This window comes from Neisseria sp. Dent CA1/247 (assembly GCF_022870825.1).
GTDB classification, from domain to species: Bacteria; Pseudomonadota; Gammaproteobacteria; order Burkholderiales; family Neisseriaceae; genus Neisseria; species Neisseria zoodegmatis.
In genome coordinates, this window is record NZ_CP091522.1 from 1,364,414 (window position 1) to 1,385,746 (window position 21,333).

Below are 21,333 nucleotides of genomic sequence, written 5' to 3' on the forward strand. Positions count from 1 at the left end.
ATGATTGAACATTGAAAAAACAAGCGTTTTTCCGTATAATCCGCCGTTTTTTCAGGCGCAAGCATTGGCACGATTATTAAGAACACATACCGCCCTGCATCATAATATCCGCAGTAAAAATACAACGCAGGCAGTTGTTTGGTTAATGTTTAAGGCCGTCTGAAAATCTCTTTCATACGATTCCGATACGAGTTTATATGTCCGACATCCTACAAGAAGTGCGCCGCCGCCGCACATTCGCCATCATTTCCCACCCCGACGCGGGTAAAACGACGTTGACCGAAAAACTGCTGTTGTTTTCAGGTGCGATTCAAAGTGCCGGTACGGTAAAAGGCAAAAAAACCGGCAAGTTCGCCACTTCCGACTGGATGGAGATCGAGAAGCAGCGCGGCATTTCCGTAGCATCGTCGGTCATGCAGTTCGAGTACAAAGACCATACCGTCAACCTGCTGGATACTCCCGGCCACCAAGATTTCTCGGAAGATACTTACCGCGTACTCACCGCCGTTGACAGCGCCTTGATGGTGATTGACGCCGCCAAAGGTGTGGAAGCGCAAACCATAAAACTTTTGAACGTTTGCCGTTTGCGCAACACGCCCATCGTAACCTTCATGAACAAATACGACCGTGAAGTGCGCGATTCGTTGGAACTGCTCGACGAAGTGGAAAATATCCTCAAAATCCGTTGCGCGCCGGTCACTTGGCCTATCGGTATGGGCAAAAACTTCAAAGGTGTTTACCACATTCTGAATGATGAAATTTACCTGTTCGATGCCGGAGGAGAGAAGTTACCGCACGAATTTGAAATTATCGAAGGCATTGATAACCCGCGCTTAGACGAGCTGTTCCCGCTTGAAATGGATAATCTGCGCGCCGAAATCGAATTGGTTCAAGCCGCGTCAAACGAATTTAACCTCGAAGAATTTTTGGCCGGCGAGTTAACGCCCGTATTTTTCGGTTCGGCCATCAACAACTTCGGCATTCAGGAAATTCTCAACTCGCTGATTGACTGGGCGCCGGCTCCCAAAGGCCGTGATGCCACCGTGCGCGAAGTGATGCCGTCTGAAGAAAAGTTTTCCGGTTTTGTGTTTAAGATTCAAGCCAATATGGATCCGAAACACCGCGACCGCATCGCCTTTTTGCGCGTTTGCTCCGGCAAATTCGAGCGCGGCATGAAAATCAAACACTTGCGCATCAACCGCGACATTGCCGCTTCCAGCGTAGTTACGTTTATGTCGCACGACCGCGAGCTGGTGGAAGAAGCCTATGCGGGCGATATCATCGGCATTCCCAATCACGGCAACATCCAAATCGGCGACAGTTTTTCCGAAGGCGAACAGCTGGCATTTACCGGCATTCCGTTTTTCGCGCCGGAATTGTTCCGCAGCGTGCGTATTAAAAACCCGCTGAAAATGAAGCAACTGCAAAAAGGCTTGCAACAGCTGGGCGAAGAAGGCGCGGTGCAGGTGTTTAAACCGCACAACGGCGGCGATTTGATTTTGGGTGCAGTAGGCGTGTTGCAATTTGAAGTGGTTACGTCGCGCCTTGCGGCCGAATACGGCGTGGAAGCTGTGTTTGACAACGCCAGCATTTGGTCTGCCCGCTGGGTATCGTGTGCCGACAAGAAAAAACTGGCCGAGTTTGAAAAAGCCAATGCAATCAACCTTGCCATTGATGCAGGCGGCAATTTGGCTTATCTTGCCCCCAACCGCGTAAATCTGAATTTAACCCAAGAGCGCTGGCCGGATATTGTGTTCCACGAAACGCGCGAACATTCTGTCAACTTAAACGCTTAATTTCTTAAGATTCATATCAAAATCCCTCATGCTTGAGGCCATCTGAAAAATGGTTCCGGCATGAGGGATTTTATATTTTTGCCAAGCCACTTTTTCAGACGGCAAGTTAAGACCTATCCATTCAAAAAACTCCGCCATGCTCCAAACAACAAAGCATAGCGGAGTTTTAAGTATCTACTGTTAAAAACATCAAACAGAATTCAGTCTATTTCGCTACTTTAATCTGCTGCCATTGGCGCACCATTTCTTTCAGCGCTTCCGGCTCCAAAGGCACCATGATGAAGCTGTTGGCCAAATCTTCATCGCTTGGGAAAATCGAATTGTCACTGCTGTATTCCTTATCCATCAAATCTTTGGCGGGCATAGACGATGGTGCATAAGTGACGAAATTGCCGTTTTTCGCAGCGATTTCAGGCTCTAAAAAATGGTTGATGTAGCGGTGGGCGTTGAGTACGTTGTGGGCGTCTTTCGGGATTGCAAACGAATCCACCCAAATACCCACGCCTTCTTTCGGCATCATCACGCGGATTTTTTCTTTGCCGCCTGCTTCTGCCGCACGGCGTTTCGCTATATTCAGGTCGCCGCCGAATCCGACTGTAACGCAGGTATCTCCGCGCGCCAGTGCATCAATGAAGCCGGAAGAAGTAAAGCGTTTCACATTGGCACGGTTGGCTTTCAGCACATCCGTGGCGGCCTGAATATCTTCCGGCTTGCTGCTGTTGGGATTTTTACCTAAATAATTCAATACCATCGGGTACATTTCCGCCGCGCTGTCCAAATAGCTGATGCCGCATTTTTTCAGCTTGGCCGTGTAGGTGGGATTGAATACCAAATCCCATTGGTTGTCGGGCAGCTTGTCTGTACCGAGCGCGCGTTTAACCCGTTCGGTGTTGATGGCAAAGGTGTTGGTGCCCCAAAAAAACGGTACGGCATATTCGTTGCCTGCATCCACCTGCTTCATTAAATCCAATAACTTCGGGCTGATATGACGGTAGTTCGGAATCAGGCTTTTATCGATTTTTTGATATGCGCCGGCTTTGATCTGACGGCTGACAAAAGCGTTGGACGGCCCTACGACGTCATAGCCCGATTTGCCTGTAAGCACTTTCGATTCCAGCGTTTCATCACTTTCATAAATATCATAAGTTACCTTCACGCCAAACTGCTCTTCAAAATGTTTCACCGTTTTCGGATCCACATAATCCGACCAGTTATAAATTTTCAAAGCATCCGTTTGAGGCAGATTGCTGTGCTGTGCAGGAGCCGTTTCAGACGGCCTGTTTTGCGCATCGGCTACTTCGGGTTTATCAGAAGAACGGCCGCCACAGGCAGCCAGCAATGAAAGGGAAAGCACGAGAAAAGAAAGTTTCAGAGGCATTATCATTCCTTTAGGTAGCGTTATGTTCTTAGGGGAAAAACCATCGTAAAGTTCCCTGCTTTGATACAAACCGATACGAATAAATCGAGGTTTCCCAAAGTATAGAGCAGCCGGCCGTATTTGAGTAGGCGTAAGCTGAAATCTGCGGTAATATACGCAAGATTTTTATCTGATTTTTTCAGACGGCCTTATCTATAAATGAGGCCGTCTGAAACCGTTTTAACCAATTGCAGAAACCGCTATGAAAACCACTGAATTACGCCAAAAATTCCTCAAATTCTTCGAAAGCAAAGGCCACCAAATCGTGCGCTCCTCATCACTCGTGCCGCACGACGACCCCACCCTGCTCTTCACCAACGCAGGCATGAACCAATTTAAAGACGTATTCTTAGGCTTCGACAAACGCCCCTACAACCGCGCTACCACCGCACAAAAATGCGTGCGCGCCGGCGGCAAACACAACGACTTGGAAAACGTAGGCTACACAGCACGCCACCACACCTTTTTTGAAATGATGGGCAACTTCTCGTTCGGCGACTACTTCAAACGCGATGCCATCCATTTCGCTTGGGAATTCCTTACCTCTCCCGAATGGCTGAACCTGCCCAAAGAAAGACTCTTGGCCACCGTTTACGCCGAAGACGACGAAGCCTACAACATCTGGCAAAACGAAATCGGCATGCCGTCTGAAAAAATCATCCGCATCGGCGACAACAAAGGCGAACGCTACGCCAGCGACAACTTCTGGCAAATGGGCGACACCGGCCCCTGCGGCCCCTGCTCCGAAATTTTCTACGACCACGGCGACCACATCTGGGGCGGCCCTCCGGGAAGCGATGAAGAAGACGGCGACCGCTTTATCGAAATCTGGAACTGCGTATTTATGCAGTTCAACCGCGACGAACAAGGCAATATGAACCCGCTGCCCAAGCCGAGCGTAGATACCGGTATGGGCTTGGAGCGCATGGCCGCCGTGATGCAGCATGTTAACAGCAACTACGAAATCGACCTGTTCGGCAACCTGCTCAAAGCCGCCGCCCGCGAAACCGGCACCGAATTCAGCATGGACGTGCCCAGCCTGAAAGTGATTGCCGACCACATCCGCGCCTGCTCGTTCCTGATTGCCGACGGCGTGCTGCCGAGCAACGAAGGCCGCGGCTATGTGCTGCGCCGCATCATCCGCCGCGCCGTGCGCCACGGCTACAAACTCGGCCAAAAAGGCGCGTTTTTCCACAAACTCGTGCCTGATTTGGTGGCCGAAATGGGCGAAGCCTATCCCGAATTGAAAGAAAAGCAAGAAGCCATCACCGAAGCCTTGCGCCATGAAGAAACCCGTTTCGCCCAAACCCTCGAAACCGGCATGGCCTTACTGGAAAACGCCCTTTCAGACGGCCGCAAAACGCTGGACGGCGAAATCATCTTCAAACTCTACGACACCTACGGTTTCCCCTACGACCTTACCGCCGACATCTGCCGCGAGCGCGGTATCGACATGGACGAAGCCGGTTTCGAGCGCGAAATGGAAGCCCAGCGCCAACGCGCCCGTGCCGCGCAAAGTTTTAAAGCCGACACCCAGCTTGCCTACGACGGTCAAGACACCGAGTTCAAAGGCTATACCGAGCGCAAAACCGAAGCCAAAATCCTCGCCCTTTATAAAGACAGCGAACCCGTAAACGAATTGAACGAAGGCGAAACCGGCGCGGTTGTGCTGGACAACACCCCGTTCTATGCCGAAAGCGGCGGCCAAGTGGGCGATGTCGGCTTAATTAAAACAGGCGGTAATGTATTTGAAGTGCGTGACACCCAAAAAATCAAAGCCGCCGTATTCGGACAATTCGGCGTCGTATCATCAGGCCGTCTGAAAGTGGGCGACACCGTTACCGCCGAAATCGACAACGATATCCGCGATGCCAACATGCGCAACCACAGCGCCACCCACCTGATGCACAAAGCCCTGCGCGACGTATTGGGCACACATGTAGAACAAAAAGGTTCACTCGTTACCGCACAATCCACCCGCTTCGACATTTCCCATCCGCAGCCCGTTACCGCTGAAGAAATCGCCGAAGTGGAGCGCCGTGTTAACGCCGCCATCCTCGCCAACGTAGCCGTAGATGCCGACATTATGAGCATGGAAGACGCCCAAAAAGCCGGCGCCATGATGCTCTTCGGCGAAAAATACGGCGACGAAGTGCGCGTACTGAAAATGGGCGATTTCTCTACCGAATTGTGCGGCGGCACCCACGTCAAACGCACCGGCGACATCGGCCTCTTCAAAATCATTTCCGAAGGCGGCATCGCCGCAGGCGTGCGCCGCGTCGAAGCCATCACCGGCCTGAACGCCCTGCAATGGGCGCAAAACCAAGAGCGCTTGGTTAAAGACATCATCGCCGAAGTAAAAGCCCAAACCGAGCGCGACGTATTGGGCAAAATCCAAGCCAACGCCGCCCAAACCAAAGCGCTGGAAAAAGATTTGGCCAAAGCCAAAGCCGAGCTTGCCGTACACGCCGGCGCAAAACTCTTGGATAACGCTAAAGACGTAGGCGAAGCCAAACTCGTGGTGGCCCAAATCGAAGCCGACGCAGCCGCTTTACGCGAAATCGTTACCGACCTTACCGGCAAATCCGACAAAGCCATCGTACTGCTCGCCGCCGTAAACGACGGCAAAGTTTCCCTGTGCGCAGGCGTTTCCAAACCCTTAACCGCCAAAGTAAAAGCAGGCGATTTAGTGAAATTTGTCGCCGAGCAAGTAGGCGGCAAAGGCGGAGGACGACCGGATTTGGCACAGGCCGGCGGTACGGATACTGCTAAATTGCCAGATGCTTTGGGTAGTGTAGATGATTGGATTAATAATAGATCAATTTAATTTTGTAAATTTTTTCTTAAAACAGATACCTAATTTTTAGGTATCTGTTTTATATCAACAATAGAATTAGAGGTAATTTATGAATAAAATGCTTATAATTATTACGGTCTTTTTAATTATTATATTTTTTATCTTAGTATATTTTATTATAAAAAAACAAAAAATAAATCAAAAAGGAATTTTACATAAAAATTCAGATGAGAATATTAATAATTCAGTGGCTAATTCTATTCGGTATCAAAATACTCTGTCTACAAATGTCACAACACAAATTTTTGAAGAATCTAAAGAAGAAGATCTAGATGCTATTATTGTAGATAATTCTGGGATTCAATTAATATCAATTTGCCAATCTAACAAACCATTTCAGGATATTAAGGAACCGGATAAAAATATTCAACAACACTTTAAACATCTAACTTCAGATATATTTAAGGGCATAGTTAGTGTACCCAATAAAACTCTAGAGGTTACATTTCATCCGGAAATTATAAAAGGCCTAGAAAATGGTTCTTATAAACTCATGAGAACAAAGAATGGAGAAGTCTTGGCTGATGCTATAGATATATCAAGTAAAAATATTGTTGGAAAAGGACGTTTGGTAGAAGGTAATAAGTTAAAACAAATAGCAGGAGCTGGATTTCAATTGATAAGTATAGCTGTAGCACAATCTCATTTAGATGATATTGAAAAAAGTTTAAAGAGTATTGAGACTTTATGCAATGACATAAAAAATAACCAAGAATCTGAAAAGCTTTCAAAAATAAAAGGTCGTATAAGTTACTTAGAAAATTTTTTGTCTGGTGTAAAAGTATTTAAGGATCCTTACAATCCCTATCATCTATCATCAGAAAAAAGTACAAAGTTAGAAGATACTATTCAAGATATATATGAATTTCAAGAACAATTAACAGTAGATTTAAAGAACTTAATAAGCAAAATTGAAAAGCAAAAAGACAAAGATTGGTTTGGTTCAGGTAATACTCATAAAGAATTAAAAATTACTATCTTAGATATTAATAGAATTACCATTCGTCGGAAACTAATTATTAAACTTTATTGTTTATTAAAATTATTAACTGCCTATATAGACCCTTACAATAAAAAGTATTCATCATTTGAAAATATTTTTTCCAATGAAGATTGGAATAGTTCAGTAGTTAAATTTAATAATTCAGTTGAAAATAAAGTATATGAATTATTTCAAAATAAAGTTTTTAATTTGAATGATACCTTGGAAAGTAGAAGAAACGAAGTTCTATCTATATCTAATAAATTTAGTGATAGTATAAAACTTTCTGAACAGGAATGTGAAATGCTCATGTTATCTCTGAATAACAGCCTAAAAATAGCTAATTCTGAAAAAGAACTGAAATATGCTCTAACATTCGATGAAAAAGGAAAAGTAGAAAATGCCATTTTATTGAATTAAGCTGATATAGTTAATGTGCAGCTACAATTATTTTTATAGTAAAAACGAACTAAAATTATGCGCACAAAATTTCAGTCAAACACCTGTAGAGCGGGCAAGGATGCCCGCCCTACTTACAACCATTTCGGGTTTGATTTTTTATAGGTCCGTGAATATGTATGGTGTGTATTTCCACTATATGTTTTGCATTCTGAAATAACGGCATAAGCCCTACCATACAAGAGGCCGTCTGAAAACTTTCAGACGGCCTCAAGCTTATCGCCGCTGCCTGACAAACGCTTTCCCGCTGGGCTATAATCCCCATCTGTTTATCTGACTGTGAAAGCCGTTATGAAAAAGATATTTTTGACCGCCGCAACTCTGCTGATTGCCGCTTGCGGCTTTCATTTAAAAGGGATGGCCGGTACGCCGAGTAAGTTGCCCTATCCTTCTTGGCATGTGGAAGGCGTGCAATCTATGCGCCAGCCGTTGGAAAATGCGTTACGACGGGCCGACGGCAAGCCTGTGTCTGCGGGGCAGGCGCAGGCGACGATTGTGGTTAATGCCGCCCAAGCCCAGCGTGATATTCATACGATTACGCGCGCGGCGGACATCAATGAATATCTGCTGACTTTGCGCGTAGTGGCTCAGATGCTTGTGAACGGGCGTCCGCAAGGCGAGCCTATGGTGGTGTTGATTGAACGCAAGATGGATTATGCCGACAGCGAAGTATTGGGCAAACAGGAAGAAGAAGCCACCATTTGGGCGGAAATGCGTGCCGATGCAGCCGACCAAATCGTGCGCCGCCTAACCTTTTTGAAGGCCAACTGATGCCGGTAATGAGTATCGAACAGGTATCGCCCGATTTGCCGCTGAAACCGCTGTATGTGATTCACGGCGAAGAGGATTTGCTCCGCGTGGAAGCATTGGACACTTTGCGTGCCGCCGCCAAACAGCAAGGCTATCTCAACCGCGAAGTCTATACCGCCGATAATGCGTTCGATTGGAACGAATTATTGCACTCCGCCGGCAGCATGGGTTTGTTCGCCGATCTGAAGCTGCTGGAAATCCATATCCCGAACGGCAAGCCCGGCAAAAACGGCGGCGATGCGCTGCAATCGCTGGCGGAAAATCTGCCGGAAGACACTGTGATCATTGTGATGCTGCCCAAACTCGAGCGCGCCCAAACGCAGGCCAAATGGTTCGGCGCGTTGGCGGCGCACGGCGTGGTGTTGGAAGCTAAAGCCGTTACCGGTGCAGCCTTGCCGCAATGGATAAGAGGCCGTCTGAACGCTTTAAAACTCAATATCGAACCCGATGCGCTGGCTTTGTTTGCCGAACGCGTGGAGGGCAATCTCTTGGCCGCCAAGCAGGAAATCGACAAGCTCGCGCTGCTACATCCTGCCGGCCATCTCGTGAATATGGCGGATGCCGAAGCCGCCGTCGCCAATGTCGCCCGTTTTGATGTGTTCCAACTTGCAGGCGCGTGGATGAGCGGCGACAGTGCCCGCGTTGCCCGCCTGCTCGAAGGGTTGGAAGCCGAAGGCGAAGAGCCGGTGTTGCTGCTGTGGGCGGTAGCCGAAGACATCCGTACCCTCATCCGCCTGACCGCCGCGCTGAAGCAAGGCCAGAGCATACAGGCCGTGCGCAACAGCCTGCGTTTGTGGGGCGACAAACAAACCCTCGCACTGATGGCGGTAAAGCGCATCAGCATCAGCCGTTTGCTTGCCGCCTTGCAAGATTGCGCCCGCATCGACCGCATCATCAAGGGTGCGGAAGACGGCAATGCGTGGGCGGAATTTAAACATTTGGTTACGGGTTTGGCCTTGTAACGGATATAATATGCACCCATTTACACAACAGGCCGTCTGAAAAGTTTTAACGAAACCCCCAAAGCTTGCTTTCAGACGGCCTGAAAAACCAAGTTCTTCAAGGAAACACAACGATATGGATAACAAAACCAAACTCCGCTTAGGCGGCCTCGCGGTGCTGACTGCCGCAGTATTAAGCTTGATTTTCGTCTTATTTACCGATTCTTGGCCGATTGCGATTTTGCTGGCAGTTGCCGTTGTCGCCGGCACGGTTTTCGGTTTGATTTGGTCTTCGCGCCGCCAACAACGCCAGTTTCTCGAGCGTTTGAAAAAATTCGACATCGACCCGGAAAAAGGCCGCGTGAACGAAGCCAACCTGCGCCGTATGTACCACAGCGGCGGCCAAGCGCAAAAAGACGTGATTACGATTTTGTGCATGGCGCAAAAATGCTCGGTTGAAGAAGCACACGCAATGATGAAAAACCGCCCTACCCGCCAACAAATGAACCAAATGGCGCAACAGCAAATGAAAGGCCAACGCCGCCCGCATCGCTGATATCGCTATGTCGTATGAAGCATAAAAAAGCTGCCTGATTTGTCGGGCAGCTTTTTTATATGGAGGCCGTCTGCTGTTTTTCAGACGGCCTCTTATCCATAACGGCAAGGCTGTATTGAAAAAAACAGCAAAGCTCGCTTTAGCAAAACTCGCAAAGCTCGTTTTCAGACGGCCTCAAGCTTTTATGGAAACCTCTCTATTGCTTGGCCACAATGCTGTTGCTGTAAAGGCTGATGTGCTTGTATTCAAAAGGTAAAACGATTTTGCCTTGGCGGTCGATTACGCCTTTTTTACCGTTTTTAGCCGCAATCAGCAGGCCGTGTTCGTTGAAGCGGATGTGTTGCAAGTCTGAGCCGGGAACTTTGCTGCCGGATTTTTTTGCAGGGCTGGAAGCAGGTGTTTCGTTTGACTTTTGTGCCTTTTTACCCGGCTTGGTATCGTGGTTCAACAAGGTAAAGCTGTATTCCGGCTGGATGATCCATTCGCCTTGTTCATTCACGAAGCCTTCTTGGTTGAGCATGGCTTGGCGGTCGGCATCTATTTTGCGGGCGAATCCGTAGCCTTGCTTGTCGAAGCCAAACACCAATTCCACGCCTTTTTCGGTAAAAGGTTCTGCTATTTCTTGGCCGTTTAGCGTGCGGTATTGATAGCTCGAGACTTGAGCTTCTCCACTTGCTTGGGTTATTTCCAGCAAAGAGCTGTTCGGCAGATGCTTGATGCTTTCTTTTTTCGGCTTGAGCGTCCACTCTCCTTGGGCATTCAGCACGCCGTTGAGGTTTTTGTCGTCGAGAACCATCACATATTCTCCGTTATCGAGCGGTTCCAACTTTTTAAACCTCACCGGTATGCGCAGTTTGCCTGCCGAATCCATCATGCCCGTGTAGCCGGTTTCTTTCGAGGTAACGCGAAACCAGCCATTTGGAGCCATCGGGCCGCTGATATCGAGATGGCTGTATTCGAGCGGCATTTTGAATATCCACTGCCCTTGCAGGTCGACAAATCCTTTTTCCAAGCCGTTACATGTTTTTACGGGGAATCTGCCTGCTTGATTCATCCAATCAACCGGGAAATATTCAAATTCGGGCGGTAAAACATCTTCTCCTTTGGCGTTGACCAAGCCGTAGCATTTTTTTCCGCCTTGCTGTTTGACTGACATCCACAGCTCGAAATTTTGCGGATTGCGGAAAGGAATCAAGCGGTTGTAAGCGCGTTGTTTAAAATCTTGCGGATTAATCAGCCAGCTGCCGTTAACGTCGAACAGCCCCACCGTTTGCGTGCCGGCATTGTCGTAAACCATGGCGCTGTTTGCTTTATCACTCGGAAAGAACAAAGAAACTGCCGTACCGGCATCTTGCTGTATGCGTGCTTGGTGCTTTTGGGCTTTTTCTGAGGCCGTCTGAAATTTGCCGGGGAAAAGTTGTTGTAATTTTTGAAGCAGCAAAGCATCAATATCGGGATGCCACTTGCTCACAAACGGCTCGGCCAGCCATTCGCCTTCTGCATTGATGATGCCCATTTTGGAAGACGACCCGCGGTTTCTTTTGGCGAGTGTTCGGGCATCCAAACAGTGTTTTTTGCGTTGCGCTTTGGAAGCCGGTTGCTCGGGTTTTTTCTCCGACATAAACAAAGTCGCCAAAAGCTTTTTCTCTTCCTGAGTCAAATTCTTTTCGATGTTGGGAATGGCGGTGAGCGGGTAGATGAAACCATCTTGTTCGGCGATTTTGGCCGTGCCGTTTTTATCCAGCAAGGTATAGCGGGTTTCCGCAGAAACTTTACACTCGGGATACAGCGGTTTTTCAATCACATAAAACAAAACGCTTTCATCGTTTGCTTGAGTGGCAGGGGCGGTTTTTTCGGTTTCAGACGGCATCACGTCTGTTTGTTCCTCAACCGCAGCGGGCGCATCGGGCGCGGTGCGGCTGGCACATGCGGCAAACAGTAAAGGCAGGCAAAGGGCTAATAAACGTAATTTCATTCGGATTCCTTGATGGGCGTGCGAAAACCTATTCATCAGCTTTGTTTTGTTTAGGGTTTTCCGTATTCGATTGGGTATTCGGCGATGCTTTTTCAGCCGGAGGGCTGGCTTGGACTTTCTTTTTCTTTGCGGCAGGCTCGCGGCCATATACATCGCGTTCGGTGTCGATAATTTTTTGTTTGATAAAGCGGTAGCTTTCCGTGGCAGGCTCAACGGTGGAAAGCGTGCCGTCTTCAAGGCGGTATTGAATTTCTATTGTGGTTTTGCGGTTTGTTTCTTTGCGGGCATTTAAAGACATCGCCATCTGCCCGTTGAGATACCAATGCTTGCGGCTTTCTTCGTATTCGATTCGGCCGCCCGTGCGCGACCACTCGTCTATTTTCTTACCTTTGTAGTAGATGGTTTCGCTGCTGCTGTTTTCGCTTAAACGCTGCTCGGCGCACATAGAGCCGTCGTCGCAGAAACCGATACGGTTGAACTGCTTATTGTCGTGGTTGAAATAAACTGCATCCAGCTTGCCTTCGGGCGTATAAACGGCCAGATATCCTCGAACGCTGCTGGTGAGCGGGCTTTCGATATTAACGCCGTAAAACACATCGGTTTGCTTGCGCCCGTCGGCAAAAAAGTCTTGCATCAGATAAAGGCCGTTATCCTGCAAGCCGTAAGATTCGCGGTAAAACCCTTTGGGATCGGCCTGCTCTTTAACATTCCATTCGGCATCAAAATAAACCACTTTTTGCACCGGCAAGCCTTTTGCCGCTTCTTGAGCCGCAGCCGTGCGCTTCAAAAAATCCGCTTGGGTTTGCGGAAGCTCGTTGATATTGGTATAGACGTTGCGATCTTCTTTCGGCGTAGATTGGCAGGCACTCAGCACTAGGGAAAGCAATACAGGCAAAACAGCTTTTTTCATCAAAAATTCCTGGCAAACGAAGTTGCATTGACAACTGGAAAAATATTGAGAAGGCATAATATCGAAGTTATGATAATACCGCCATATAATCGTTTATGCGGTTTGAAAATGCGGAAGAACGTGCGTTCCGCTATATTCAACGGGATGATGTTTGTAGCGGTTATTGTACGACGATTTTAAATCAAAGGCCGTCTGAAAAATACTTTTCAGACGGCCTCTTTCACAACTAGCTTACACTTAACCTTTCAGCACGGCTTTTACGGTGTTTACCACATTATCAACGGTAAAGCCGAATTCTTTAAACAGCAGTTCTGCCGGAGCCGATTCGCCGAAGCGGTCGAGGCCGACTACGGCACCGTTCAGGCCGACGTATTTGTACCAGCCGTCGGTAACGCCTGCTTCAACGGCGATGCGCGGCAGGTTTTGCGGCAGTACGCTGTTGCGGTAGGCGGCATCTTGCCGGTCGAATACGTTGGTGGAAGGCATGGAAACGACGTTTACGGCAATGCCTTGTTCGGCCAATGCTTTTTGCGCGTTCAAAGCCAACTCGACTTCGGAGCCGGTAGCAATCACCACGGCTTGGGCTTGGCCGTTTTCGGCTTCGCTGATGACATAGCCGCCGCGTTTGATGTTATCCAACTGGGCTTGGTTGCGCGGGATAAACGGCAGGTTTTGGCGGCTGAAAATCAGACAGCTCGGATGGTCGGCCGCTTTGGCGGCTTCTGCCCATGCCACCAGTGATTCGGCGGTGTCGCACGGACGCCATACGGCCATGTTGGGAATCAGGCGCAGGGTGGCGGTTTGCTCGACGGGTTGGTGGGTGGGGCCGTCTTCGCCGAGGCCGATGGAGTCGTGGGTAAACACGAAAATCGGGTTGATTTTCATCAGCGAGGCCATGCGCAGGGCGTTGCGGGCGTATTCGCTGAACATCAGGAAGGTGGCACCGAAGGGTTTCACGCCGCCGTGCAGGGTCATGCCGTTCATGATGGCGGCCATGCCGAATTCGCGTACGCCGTAGTGGATATAGTTGCCGCCGTTTTCGCTGGTTACGGCTTTGCTTGCCGACCAATCGGTGAGGTTCGACGGGGTGAGGTCGGCGGAACCGCCAACAAATTCGGGTAAGACTTTGGCGAGGATTTCAATGCTGTTTTGGCTGGCCTTGCGGGTGGCGATTTTTTCGGCTTTACCGCACACTTCTTTTAAGGCCGTCTGAACATAGGCATCGAAGTTTTCCGGCAGAGTGCCGTTCATGCGGCGCACGAATTCGGCGGCTTCGGCGGGGAATTTTTCTTGATAACGGGCAAATTTTTCGTTCCATCCGGCTTCGAGTTTCGCGCCTTTTTCTTTGGCACTCCACGCGGCGTAAACGTCTTGCGGGATTTCAAACGGGCCGTGATTCCAGCCCAAATGTTTGCGGGTGGCTTCGATTTCTTCGGCTCCCAGCGGTGCGCCATGGGTTTTGTGGCTGCCTTCTTTGGTGGCCGCACCTTTGCCGATCAGGGTTTTGCAGCAGATGATGGAGGGTTTGCCGGTTTCGGCTTTGGCCGCTTCGATGGCCGTCTGAATGGCGGCGGTGTCGTGGCCGTTTACGTTCGGCACCACATGCCAGCCGTAGCTTTCAAAGCGTTGCGGAATGTTTTCGGTAAACCAGCCGTCGACTTTGCCGTCGATGGAGATATTGTTGTCGTCGTAGAGCACGATCAGTTTGCCCAAGCCCAAAGTGCCGGCCAGCGAGCAGGCTTCGTGCGACACGCCTTCCATCAGGCAGCCGTCGCCCATGAATACGTAGGTGTGGTGGTCGACGATATCGAGGCCGTCTTTATTGAATTCGGCGGCGAGGATTTTTTCGGCCAGCGCCATGCCGACTGCGTTGGCAATGCCTTGCCCCAACGGGCCGGTGGTGGTTTCCACGCCGTCGGTGTAGCCGTATTCGGGGTGGCCGGGGGTTTTGCTGTGCAGTTGGCGGAAGTTTTTCAGGTCTTCAATAGATACGTTGTAGCCGGTAAGGTGCAGCAGGCTGTAAAGAATCATGGATGCGTGGCCGTTGGAAAGGACGAAACGGTCGCGGTTGTAGAATTTGGGGTTGGCGGGGTTGTGGTTTAAAAATTTCGTCCACAGCACTTCGGCCATTTCAGCCATGCCCATCGGCGCACCGGGGTGGCCGGAATTGGCTTTTTGAACTGCGTCGACGGAAAGAAAACGGATGGCGTTTGCCAGTTGAGAAGCCATTTGGATACCTTTGTTGTTTAGGGGTAAAAACGCTTGGATTATCGCCCGATTCTCAAGGCGTTTCAAGGCGGTTTCAGACGGCCTGAAGGATTTTTGATGGGGATGGGCAAGGCAAACTGATGATTGTTTGGATACTTGCCGTTGCTCAAGTATCTTGCCCGGCTTATATCTTGTAAAATCTTCCTCTTTCTTTTCAGACGGCCTGTTTCCGATGCAGCTTACCCACCCTCCGCTCACGCTTAATGTTTTGCACACGTTAAATTCGCTCGGCATTCAAACGCTTGAGGATTTGCACGCGCATGGTTCGGTTAAGGCATTTTTGCTGCTGAAGGCTGCCGGATTAACGATTACCCGCAGCACTTTGTGGCAGCTTGAGGCTTTAATTCGTGGTGTTAAACCGCAAGACTTGATGCCGTCTGAAAAGGCCGAACTGCTGGAAAAGTTGAAGCAACATCCGCCCGTTGATGTTTTTCCGCCATTGGCCGAGATGGAACATTTTATGCGCGAGGCTTTGGCGCAGGCCGAACAGTCGGCAGCGGTGGGCGAAATACCGGTCGGATCGGTGGTGGTGCGCGACGGTGAAGTAATTGCTGCCGCACACAATACTTGCGTTACCGGATGCAGCATCAGCCGACACGCTGAAATCAATGCGCTGTCGGCGGCGGGGGAAGTTTTGAAGAATTACCGCTTGGACGGCTGCGATGTGTATATCACTTTAGAACCGTGCTGCATGTGTACGGGCGCGTTGATTCAGGCGCGGGTGCGGCGGGTTATTTATGGTGCGGCAGAACCGAAAACCGGAGCGGCAGGAAGCGTGTGCGATTTGTTTGCGAATAGCCGTCTTAACTGCCATACGGCGGTAAAAGGCGGGATTTTGGCGGATGAGTGTGGCGAGATGTTGAAGCGGTTTTTCAGTAGTCGGCGTTAATACTATAAAGAAAGCGGAAAAGTATTTACTTTTCCGCAGCGGTTCTTATTTTTTTCCTACTTCACTCAGGTGTTCTGATGGTTTATGGAGAATTTTTCTTCTAATGATTTGGCTACAAAATCTATACATTCTTGTGGGCTTTCAAAAGTCCTTACATCTAAATTTATTGAGTGGAAATGGCCGTCTATAACGTAAATACTTTCATCAGGCCTATATCTAACAAAAGAACACTGCAGAGAATAGGTATCCAATCGAAACAATTCTCCCTTGTAGCCATTAGGCGTTTTAAGTATTTCAAGTCTGTACACCAGACCATCATCAGCAGTTTCAATGACATCGAATACGACAGTCTTTACCACTTCGTTGTAATGAATAGGCATATTCAATTCCTTAAATTTCTTATCACAAGCAGAGTGTTTGGCCTGTGTTTCACTCACTACAATAAATAGCAGAAGGCCGTCTGAAAGCAAGTTTTGTGAGCTTGGCGAAACCCGCTAAGCGGGTCTCGCCAAATAAGCGGTTAACGCTTCTTACGCTTGGCTTTGGTGCTTTCGCTACGGCTGCGTTTTTTCCGCTTTTCTTCGTGAGAATTACGGTCGGATGAAGCTTTAGCACCCGACTCCACTTTCACCGTAACTCCCCGTTTGCTGCGTGCAGCCGGTGCTGCTGAGGCCGTCTGAACGCCGGCTTTTCTGCTTTTCTTTCGTGGCACTTCGCCGCCGCTGATCAGGGTTAAGTCAATTTTGCTGGTATCCAAATCGGCGCGTGCCACTTTCACGGTAACGCGGTCGCCCATATTGAAGCGCACGCCGCTGCGTTCGCCCTGCATGGCCATGATTTCGGGGCGGTAGTTGAAGTAATCTTCGCCCAAATCGCTGATGTGGACCATGCCTTCGATATGGAGATTGTCTAAAGTAACGAAAATGCCGAAATTGGCCATGCCGCTGATACGGCCTTCAAACACTTCGCCGATCTTGTCGCGCATGTAGTAGGTTTTCAGCCAGTTTTCCACATCACGGCTGGCATCGTCGGCGCGGCGTTCGCAGAATGAAGTGTGTACGCCCAAAGCCTGCCAAGATTCCGGTTTGTATTGTTCGCCTTGCAGCACGGCTTTGATGGCGCGGTGTACGGTCAAATCGGGATAGCGGCGGATGGGAGAAGTGAAGTGGGTATAGGCTTCATAAGCGAGTCCGAAGTGGCCTTGGTTGCCGGGTTCGTAAACCGCCTGCTGCATGGAGCGCAACAACATTACTTGAAGCAGTTCGGCATCGGGGCGCTCTGCACACTGTTCGGCCAAGAGTGCGTAATCTTTCGGTGCCGGATTGTCTCCGCCGCCCAGATGCAGGCCGAGTAAGCCGAGCTGTTCGCGCAAAACCGCCAGTTTTTCCGGCGTGGGGCCTAAGTGGTTGCGGAAAAGCGAAGGATGCTTGTGTTTCAGCAAAAATTCAGCCGCGCACACATTGGCAGCCAGCATACATTCTTCAATCAGTTTATGCGCATCATTGCGGACAACCGGCACGATACGCTCGATTTTGCCGTTGTCGTCAAAAATCATCTGCGTTTCGGTGCTTTCAAACTCCATTGCGCCGCGTTTTTGGCGTTTGTTCTGCAAAATCTGAAACAGCTTGTATAAAGGTTCGATCTGCGCTTTGTGCGGATAATCGTCGCCCTGCTCTATCCAGTCCCAAACCTGCGTGTAGGTTAAGCGGGCGTGCGAGCGCATCACTGCCGGATAGAATGTGTATTCTTTAATATTGCCGGCATACGTTACCACCATGTCGCACACTATACACAGGCGGTCCACATCGGGATTCAGCGAACAAATGCCGTTGGAAAGATTTTCCGGCAACATCGGAATCACGCGGCGCGGGAAATACACGCTGGTGGCGCGTTCTTGGGCATCTTTATCGATTGCGTCGTTGGGGCGCACATAGTGGCTGACGTCGGCAATCGCCACAATCAGCCGGTAGTTGCGGCCTTGTTTTTCGGCATAAACCGCATCGTCGAAGTCACGTGCAGTTTCGCCGTCTATCGTAACCAAAGGCAGGTCGCGCAAATCGACGCGGTCTTTGATGTCTTGCGGCGTAACATGGTCGGGAATGTTTGCAGCAGCCTCTAAACAGGCTTCGCTGAAGATATGCGGCAGTTGGTGTTTGCGAACGGCGATTTCGATTTCCATGCCGCTGTCGGCATAATCGCCCAATACCTCTATCAGCTTGGCAACCGCCGGGCGGTGGCCGTCGGGATAGCTTTCGATTTCCGCTACGACAACTTGGCCGGATTCGGGTTTGAGTGTGGTGATACTGTCCGGCTCCAATACAATACTTTGCGTTAAACGGTGGTCTTCAGGCTCGAGAATGGCAATGCCGCGTTCTACATAAAAACGCCCGACCACTTGTTTTTGGGCGCGCTCGACAATATCCAAGACCTGCCCTTCGCGACGGCCTCTACGGTCGGTGCCGGCCGGACGCACGGTCACAATATCGCCGTGCATTAAGCCGCGCATTTGGCGTTCGTATAAAACAAAATCGCCTTCGCCCGTCGGCATTAAAGGTACGGCAAAGCCGAATCCGTCTTTATGGGCTTCGATACGGCATTTTACCAAAGCCAGTTTGTCTGCCGCGCAAACGGCTCCGCGTCGGTTGATCAACACTTGACCGTCGCGCGCCATTGCTTTGATGCGGCGTTCGAAAAATTCGTATTCTTCCCGAGTAACCGAGAGTTTGTCTGCCAAAACAGGAATCTGCAAAGGCACGCCTTCCTGCTCTAATAATTCGATAATCCATTCGCGGCTGGGCAACGGATTTTCGTATCTTTGCTGCTCTCGGCTCAAAAAAGGATCTTTCTCTCTTAAACTGAGAGACTTAGTATTTTTCTTCATTTTGATGATTGACAATCTTCCATTTAAATATATAATTCACATCTCTTTGCAGGCGACACTTTAACGTAAAGCAAAGATTAAAGCAAAGCCCAGGTGGCGGAATTGGTAGACGCGCTAGCTTCAGGTGCTAGTATCTTCACGGGTGTGGAAGTTCGAGTCTTCTCCTGGGCACCATCGGTTTCCGGTTAGGAAACATTATTTTTGCCTTAATGCAGTAAAAACACAGAAAAATCAACATGGCCCAGGTGGCGGAATTGGTAGACGCGCTAGCTTCAGGTGCTAGTATCCTCACGGGTGTGGAAGTTCGAGTCTTCTCCTGGGCACCAAAAATACTCCGGTTTGAAACCGGATTTTTTATTGCCTGTACGATATGGGTTTTAATTATTTTTACATAAAGTGATTCAATATTCATAGCCGAACTGCCGCATTTTACGGTAGAACGACGGCAAACCGCCTTCAGCCTGTTCTCAATTAAGTATTTCTGTTTTCAGCATCAAGATTGAAAACGGTATTTCATCTGATTCAATGCCTTACCTTGCTTTTTTGCTATGCTTTTTTCTACAATACCAAGGCCGTCTGAAAACAGGCTTATCTAATGTTGTGCTAAAAGTTTTCAGACGGCCTCATTCTATATAAACCCTGTATGAAGGGAGTTGCCATGAAAATCTGCACTGCTGCCGAAATGCGCCGCTATGAACAGGAAGCTGTCGATGCGGGTACGAGTTTTGAGCAATTGATGGAAAATGCCGGTCAAGGCGCGGCCGCCGACATACTTAAACGCCACCCTGACACCGGACGCGCTTTGATTGTGTGCGGCAAGGGGAACAACGGCGGCGACGGTTTGGTCATTGCTCGGGTTCTCCTACAGCACGGCTGGAAGGCCGATATTGTTTTTTTGTTGGGCAATGAAGTATCGGAACTTGCTGCTTTAAACCGCAGTCGCTTGGAACATTTACCGGGTATTGAATTTATACCGCCGGATCTGCTGGAAGGCCGTCTGAAAGAACATTACGACTTGATTATCGAAGGGATTTTCGGCACCGGGTTCAGCGGTGATTTGCCTGTATCGGTGGCGCAAGCCTGCCGATTGTTAAACGTTTCAGACGGCATCAAGATTGCTTTGGATATCCCTACCGGCCTAAACGGTGATACGGGCGAGGCGGATAAAGATGCGTTTAAGGCTGACCTCACTTATACTTTTGCCGCGTTTAAGCCGGGGCATTTCAGCCCGGCGGGGAAAGAATTATGTGGCGAGATTGTGTGCATTGATATTGTTTGAATAAAAACAAAAGCCGTATGCAAACAAGCATACGGCTTTGGTTTAACTGCGGTTTGGGCGCATGCAATATCAGGCTTATTTTTTCTCCAGCCAAACGCCGCTTTCGATATGATGGGTAAACGGAAACTGGTCAAACAAAGCCATGCGGCGGACGTGATGCGTGGTGGACAATACTTCCAAATTCTGATGCAAGGTTTCGGGGTTGCAGGAAATATAGATAATATTTTCAAACTGTTGCACCAGCTTTAAAGTTTCTTGGTCGATACCGGCACGCGGCGGGTCAACGAAAATCGTGGAAAAGCGGTAATCATCCAATGAAATCCCCTGCTCTTTCAGACGGCGGAATTCGCGCGCACCGGTGTAGGCTTCGGTAAATTCTTCTGCCGACAATCTGGCTATTTTGACGTTGCTGCTGCGATTGGTTTCTATGTTCCATAATGCCGCCTGAACGGAGGTTTTCGACACTTCCGTTGCCAGCACTTGGTCAAAATAGTGTGCCAAAGGCAAAGTAAAATTGCCGTTGCCGCAATACAGTTCGAGCATGTCGCCGCCCAAAGGTTGCGCTACGTTGCATGCCCAAGCCAGCATGTGTCCGCACATTTGTGCGTTGGGCTGGGTGAAGCTGCCTTCATATTGACGGTAAATGAAAGGCTTGCCGTTAACGTGCAGCGTTTCGGTTACGAAGTCTTCAGCCAACACGATTTTCTGCCCTTTACTGCGGCCGACGATGCGGATGCCGAGTTTTTCCTGCGCATCGCGTGCAGCAGCCTGCCATGTTTCATCCAGTTTTTTGTGGTAAATCATGGTAACCAGCATTTCGCCGCTCAAGGTCGCTAAAAACTCAACCTGATACCAGCGGTTTTTCAATACGGGCACGCTATCGGCTGCCTGCATCAGCTGCGGCATCAGCCGATTGATGGCTTCACAGGCAGGGTCGAACGAATCGCAGCGCACCAGCGTAGCACCGCCTGCTTTGCGGCCGGCTTCAAACATGGCGTAAAACATTTCATCGCCTTCATGCCACACGCGGAATTCGGCGCGCATACGGTAGTGTTTGGCCGGCGAGGCGAAGACTTCTAATTCGGGCGTGGGAATGGATGCAAATAATGCTTTGATATAATTGATTTTATCGTTTAGCTGTTGCTGATAATCGACTGGTTGCGTCACAACGGGAAGTCCTTACGGAGAAAAACAGAAAGGCAATTATACAGGTAGCAGAGCGGTCTAAGTAGCCGTTTGCTGCCTCATAGTATTTTGGGGAACGCTATGTCTTTTAGAAAATGCGTTGGAGATTGCTTTATGGAGACTAATGG

15 protein-coding genes and 2 tRNA genes are annotated in these 21,333 nt (G+C 49.4%); 10 read left to right on the forward strand and 7 right to left on the reverse strand.

Annotated elements, in window-relative coordinates; all coding sequences use genetic code 11:
* Positions 1 to 197 precede the first annotated feature (197 nt).
* Positions 198 to 1,796 (forward strand): peptide chain release factor 3, encoded by a 1,599-nt coding sequence (locus LVJ85_RS06790; RefSeq protein ID WP_085362594.1) that lies wholly within the window; start codon positions 198 to 200, stop codon positions 1,794 to 1,796.
* Between the two features lie 205 nt (positions 1,797 to 2,001).
* Here the strand turns inward: LVJ85_RS06790 and LVJ85_RS06795 are convergent, their stop codons facing one another.
* Positions 2,002 to 3,174, reverse strand: coding sequence for a polyamine ABC transporter substrate-binding protein (locus LVJ85_RS06795; RefSeq protein WP_244742901.1), 1,173 nt, complete (start codon positions 3,172 to 3,174; stop codon positions 2,002 to 2,004).
* A 241-nt stretch (positions 3,175 to 3,415) separates the two neighbouring features.
* Between LVJ85_RS06795 and alaS the strand changes: the two genes are divergently transcribed.
* From alaS to LVJ85_RS06820, 5 genes are all read left to right on the forward strand, one after another.
* Positions 3,416 to 6,040 carry an alanine--tRNA ligase gene (gene alaS / locus LVJ85_RS06800; protein WP_244742904.1) on the forward strand — a complete coding sequence of 875 codons (2,625 nt, stop codon included), beginning with the start codon at positions 3,416 to 3,418 and terminating at the stop codon, positions 6,038 to 6,040.
* A 79-nt stretch (positions 6,041 to 6,119) separates the two neighbouring features.
* Positions 6,120 to 7,472, forward strand: coding sequence for a hypothetical protein (locus tag LVJ85_RS06805; RefSeq protein WP_244742907.1), 1,353 nt, complete (start codon positions 6,120 to 6,122; stop codon positions 7,470 to 7,472).
* Positions 7,473 to 7,802: 330 nt separating this feature from the next.
* A complete protein-coding gene (lptE, locus tag LVJ85_RS06810; protein WP_244742910.1) occupies positions 7,803 to 8,282 on the forward strand; it encodes an LPS assembly lipoprotein LptE in 480 nt (159 codons plus the stop codon).
* Complete coding sequence (gene holA / locus LVJ85_RS06815) at positions 8,282 to 9,283, forward strand: DNA polymerase III subunit delta (RefSeq protein WP_244742913.1); 1,002 nt, start codon at positions 8,282 to 8,284, stop codon at positions 9,281 to 9,283. The genes lptE and holA overlap by 1 nt, the downstream gene beginning before the upstream one ends.
* Positions 9,284 to 9,398: 115 nt before the next feature.
* A complete protein-coding gene (locus LVJ85_RS06820; RefSeq protein ID WP_085362588.1) occupies positions 9,399 to 9,818 on the forward strand; it encodes a hypothetical protein in 420 nt (139 codons plus the stop codon).
* Between the two features lie 196 nt (positions 9,819 to 10,014).
* Here the strand turns inward: LVJ85_RS06820 and LVJ85_RS06825 are convergent, their stop codons facing one another.
* The 3 genes from LVJ85_RS06825 to tkt form a co-directional block, all read right to left on the reverse strand.
* Positions 10,015 to 11,793, reverse strand: a complete 1,779-nt coding sequence (locus LVJ85_RS06825) for a WG repeat-containing protein (RefSeq protein WP_244742917.1) — start codon at positions 11,791 to 11,793, stop codon at positions 10,015 to 10,017.
* 28 nt (positions 11,794 to 11,821) lie between these two features.
* A complete protein-coding gene (locus tag LVJ85_RS06830) occupies positions 11,822 to 12,703 on the reverse strand; it encodes a hypothetical protein (protein WP_244738182.1) in 882 nt (293 codons plus the stop codon).
* Between the two features lie 237 nt (positions 12,704 to 12,940).
* On the reverse strand, positions 12,941 to 14,932 hold the full coding sequence (tkt, locus tag LVJ85_RS06835; RefSeq protein WP_244738188.1) for a transketolase: 1,992 nt from the start codon (positions 14,930 to 14,932) through the stop codon (positions 12,941 to 12,943).
* A gap of 211 nt (positions 14,933 to 15,143) precedes the next feature.
* Between tkt and tadA the strand changes: the two genes are divergently transcribed.
* Complete coding sequence (tadA, locus tag LVJ85_RS06840; protein WP_244738190.1) at positions 15,144 to 15,860, forward strand: tRNA adenosine(34) deaminase TadA; 717 nt, start codon at positions 15,144 to 15,146, stop codon at positions 15,858 to 15,860.
* Between the two features lie 65 nt (positions 15,861 to 15,925).
* Here tadA and LVJ85_RS06845 read toward each other — a convergent pair whose 3' ends face one another.
* Positions 15,926 to 16,240 carry a hypothetical protein gene (locus LVJ85_RS06845; protein WP_244738192.1) on the reverse strand — a complete coding sequence of 105 codons (315 nt, stop codon included), beginning with the start codon at positions 16,238 to 16,240 and terminating at the stop codon, positions 15,926 to 15,928.
* Between the two features lie 140 nt (positions 16,241 to 16,380).
* Positions 16,381 to 18,756, reverse strand: a complete 2,376-nt coding sequence (gene rnr, locus LVJ85_RS06850) for a ribonuclease R (RefSeq protein ID WP_244738195.1) — start codon at positions 18,754 to 18,756, stop codon at positions 16,381 to 16,383.
* A gap of 72 nt (positions 18,757 to 18,828) precedes the next feature.
* On the opposite strand from rnr, the gene LVJ85_RS06855 reads away from it, so the two are divergent.
* The 3 genes from LVJ85_RS06855 (at position 18,829) to LVJ85_RS06865 (ending at position 20,020) form a co-directional block, all read left to right on the forward strand.
* Positions 18,829 to 18,915, forward strand: a tRNA-Leu gene (locus LVJ85_RS06855).
* 65 nt (positions 18,916 to 18,980) lie between these two features.
* Positions 18,981 to 19,067, forward strand: a tRNA-Leu gene (locus LVJ85_RS06860).
* A 332-nt stretch (positions 19,068 to 19,399) separates the two neighbouring features.
* Positions 19,400 to 20,020 carry an NAD(P)H-hydrate epimerase gene (locus LVJ85_RS06865; protein WP_244738196.1) on the forward strand — a complete coding sequence of 207 codons (621 nt, stop codon included), beginning with the start codon at positions 19,400 to 19,402 and terminating at the stop codon, positions 20,018 to 20,020.
* A gap of 75 nt (positions 20,021 to 20,095) precedes the next feature.
* Here LVJ85_RS06865 and trmA read toward each other — a convergent pair whose 3' ends face one another.
* Entirely contained in the window at positions 20,096 to 21,187 is a 1,092-nt protein-coding gene (gene trmA, locus LVJ85_RS06870; protein ID WP_244738197.1) for a tRNA (uridine(54)-C5)-methyltransferase TrmA, read from the reverse strand.
* Positions 21,188 to 21,333: the final 146 nt, after the last annotated feature.